At 66.8% G+C, this 3,520-nt stretch carries 4 protein-coding genes; 2 read left to right on the plus strand and 2 right to left on the minus strand.

Annotated features, from left to right (window positions below):
* Both VF662_RS14450 and paaI read right to left on the minus strand, forming a co-directional pair.
* On the minus strand, nucleotides 1-467 hold a 467-nt coding region (locus tag VF662_RS14450; protein WP_464142506.1), incomplete at its 3' end, for a thiolase family protein.
* Between the two features lie 5 nt (nucleotides 468-472).
* Nucleotides 473-904 (minus strand): hydroxyphenylacetyl-CoA thioesterase PaaI, encoded by a 432-nt coding sequence (gene paaI / locus VF662_RS14455; RefSeq protein WP_464142500.1) that lies wholly within the window; start codon nucleotides 902-904, stop codon nucleotides 473-475.
* Nucleotides 905-914: 10 nt separating this feature from the next.
* Here paaI and paaG point away from each other — a divergent pair, with 10 nt between their 5' ends.
* Both paaG and paaZ read left to right on the plus strand, forming a co-directional pair.
* Complete coding sequence (gene paaG, locus VF662_RS14460; protein ID WP_464142502.1) at nucleotides 915-1,694, plus strand: 2-(1,2-epoxy-1,2-dihydrophenyl)acetyl-CoA isomerase PaaG; 780 nt, start codon at nucleotides 915-917, stop codon at nucleotides 1,692-1,694.
* A gap of 8 nt (nucleotides 1,695-1,702) precedes the next feature.
* A partial coding sequence (paaZ, locus tag VF662_RS14465) for a phenylacetic acid degradation bifunctional protein PaaZ (protein ID WP_464142504.1) occupies nucleotides 1,703-3,520 on the plus strand: 1,818 nt, incomplete at its 3' end.

Genomic DNA, 3,520 nt, shown 5'->3' on the forward strand with positions numbered 1-3,520 from the left:
CCCTTCATCTTCGGATTGACGAAGCGCCAGCCGATCGTCGTGTCGTACATCTCGGCATTGCGATCGAACGCGCTCGTCGCTTTCGCCATGACGAACGGCGCCCGGCTCATGCTTTCGGAGCCGCCTGCGATCAGCAGGTCCGCCTCCGAGCCGCGGATCACCCGCGCCGCCATCGTGACCGCGTCCATGCCGGAGCCGCACAGGCGGTTGAGAGTCACGCCGCCGGACTTGTGCGGCAGCCCGGCAAGCAGCCCCGCCATCCGCGCCAGGTTGCGATTGTCCTCGCCCGCCTGGTTGGCGCAGCCGAGGATCACGTCGTCCACCTCGTTCCAGTCGACGCCGCCGTTCCGCTCCATCAGCGCCTTGATCGGGATCGCGGCGAGATCGTCCGCGCGCACGTGGGCGAGCGCTCCGCCATAGCGGCCGATCGGCGTTCGAACGGCATCGCAGATATAGGCTTCGGTCATCTCTCTCACGTCTCGTCTCCGATGATCGGGCCGCCGACGCTCCGCGACAGCCCCTGGAAGATGGCGATGATGCGGCCGTCATCGCCGCGCACTGTGACGCTGTAAACGCCCGAGCGCCCTTGGAGGGCCTGCTCCGAAGCCTCGGCGACGAGCAGTTCGCCCTCCCCTGCGGCATCGAGGAAGGAGATCGAGGCCTGGGCCGCCACCGTACGCACGTTGCGGCTGTTGCAGGCATAAGCAAAGGCCGTGTCGGCAAGTGCGAAGATCATCCCGCCATGGGCAGTGCCGTGGCCGTTCAGCATATCGGCGCGAAGCCTCATCGAGACGCGCGCATAGCCCTCCCGCGTCTCCTCGATGGCAAGGCCCCAGGCCGGCCCGGTGCCCTCGGCTGCGAGCATCGCGCGCGCCACCTTGTCCGCGGTCTCGTTCGCGTTCATTGGGGCGGCCATGGCTTACGAGACGATCGAGTTCAAGCTGGAGGCGGGGATCGCCCGCCTCACCCTCAACCGCCCGGATCGGCTCAACAGCTTCACCGTGCAGATGCACGAGGAAGTGGCGGACGCATTGTCGAAGCTGGAGGGCGCGCGCGTGCTGGTGCTGACCGGCGCCGGCCGCGGCTTCTGCGCCGGGCAGGATCTCAACGACCGCGCGGTTGCGCCTGGCGAGAAGGTGGATCTCGGCCATTCGGTAGAGACTTATTACAATCCACTGATCCGCCGGCTCACCAGCCTGCCCTTCCCGGTGATCGCGCGGGTGAACGGAGTCGCGGCCGGTGCGGGCGCGAATATCGCGCTCGCCTGCGACATCGTGATCGCAGCCAAATCGGCGAAGTTCATCCAGTCCTTCGCCTCGATCGGCCTCATTCCCGACAGCGGCGGCACCTGGGCGCTTCCGCGCCTCGTCGGGCAGGCGCGGGCACTGGGGCTCGCGCTCACCGCCGAGCCGCTGCCGGCGGAGAAGGCGGCCGAATGGGGGCTCATCTGGCGCGCGGTCGAAGACGATCAGCTGGATGCCGAGGTGGATGCGCTCGCCGCCCGCTTCGCCGCCGCGCCGACGCGCGGGCTGGCCGCTATCAAACGCATGATCCGCGAGAGCTGGGGGCATTCGATGGAGGAGGAGCTGGAGCTGCAGCGGGATAAGATGCGCGAGCTCGGCTATTCGGACGATTATCGAGAGGGCGTGGCCGCCTTCATGGAAAAAAGGACGCCCAACTTCACCGGGCGCTAGGAACCGCAATGAAGACCATGAACCTCCTCAATTATGCTCAGGACGGCTGGTATCAGGCCTCGGGCGGGCTTGCCGAAGTACAGAGCGCGATCACCGGCGATGTCATCGCGACCACCGGCAGCCAGGGGCTGGATTTCCAGGCGATGCTTCATCACGCGCGGAACGTCGGCGGGCCGGCGCTCAGGCGGATGACCTTCCACGAGCGGGCGTGGATGCTGAAGGACCTCGCCAATGCGATCATGGCGCGGAAGGAGGAGCTGTACGAGCTCAATTACCAGACCGGCGCCACCCGCAACGACGGCTGGATCGATATCGAAGGCGGCGCCGGCACGCTCTTCTCCTTCTCGTCGAAGGGACGGCGCGAGCTTCCCAACCAGCGCGTCCTGATCGATGGCCAAATGGAGCAATTATCGAAGGGCGGCACCTTCGTCGGCCAGCACGTCTACACCTCGCTTCAGGGCGTCGCGGTCCACATCAACGCGTTCAACTTCCCGGTCTGGGGAATGCTCGAGAAACTGGGGCCGACGATCCTTGCGGGCGTTCCCGCGATCGTGAAGCCGGCATCCGCCACCGGCTATCTCGCCGAGCATGCGGTGCGGATCATGATCGAGGCGGACATCCTGCCCAAGGGCGCTCTGCAGCTGATCATGGGGTCGACCGGCGATCTGCTCGATCATCTGACGCTTCAGGACGTAGTGTCGTTCACCGGCTCCGCGCAGACCGCAATGAAGCTTCAGTCGCACCCGGTGATCGCACGGGAGTCGGTGCGGTTCATCGCCGAGCGCGACAGCCTCAATGCATCGATCCTCGGACCCGATGCCGCCCCCGAAACGCCCGAATTCGACCTGTTCGTGAAGGAGGTCGTGCGCGAAATGACGGTGAAGGCGGGGCAGAAATGCACCGCCATCCGCCGCGCCATGGCACCGGCCGAGCATATCGACGCTGTGCAGGAAGCCCTTGCCGCGCGCCTCTCCAAGGTCCGCATCGGCGATCCTCGGCAGGAGGGCGTGACGATGGGGGCGCTCGCGAGCCGCGATCAGCTCCATTCCGTGCGCGAAGCGGTCGCCGAACTCCAGAAGTCGGCGCGGATCGTCTCCGGCGACCCGGACGCTTCGCCCGTCGAAGGGAACGGCGCCTTCATCTCGCCGATCCTGCTGCGCTCGGACGATCCCTGGGGCTCGCCCGCGATCCACGACGTCGAGCCGTTCGGCCCTGTTTCGACGATCATGCCGTATCGCGACTTGGGCGATGCGATCGCGCTTGCCAATCGGGGGATGGGCAGCCTTGCGCTGTCGCTCTTCACCTTCGATCCATCCGTCGCCGAAGAGTTCGTGCTCGGCTCCGGCGCCTATCACGGCCGAATGCTGATCCTGGACCGCACCAGCGCGAAGGAGTCCACCGGCCACGGCTCTCCCCTCCCCGTCCTCGTCCATGGCGGCCCCGGCCGCGCCGGTGGGGGTGAAGAGATGGGCGGCGTGCGCGGCGTATCGCACTACATGCAGCGCACGGCGCTTCAGGGTTCGCCGGCGGTCCTGTCTAGCATCGTCAAGCAATGGCTTCCGGGCGCGCCGAAACCGGAGGGTGACGTCCACCCCTTCCGCAGGCGCATCGCCGAGCTGGACGTCGGCTACACGCTGAAGACCGCGAGCCGAACTGTCACGCTCGAGGATATCGAGCATTTCGCCCATTTCACCGGCGACACCTTCTACGCGCATATGGACGACGAAGCGGCCAAGGCGAGCCCGATCTTCGAAGGGCGCGTCGCGCACGGCTACCTGATCCTGAGCTTCGCCGCGGGGCTGTTCGTCGAGCCCGCGCCGGGGCCG

The organism is Allosphingosinicella sp., assembly GCF_036387215.1.
Taxonomy (GTDB): domain Bacteria; phylum Pseudomonadota; class Alphaproteobacteria; order Sphingomonadales; family Sphingomonadaceae; genus Allosphingosinicella.

What these genes read in the sequence shown, in the direction of transcription:
- paaI (WP_464142500.1), bottom strand. Translation starts at nt 904, where the DNA reads ATGAACGCGAACGAGACCGCGGACAAGGTGGCGCGCGCGATGCTCGCA.
- paaG (WP_464142502.1), top strand. Translation starts at nt 915, where the DNA reads ATGGCTTACGAGACGATCGAGTTCAAGCTGGAGGCGGGGATCGCCCGC.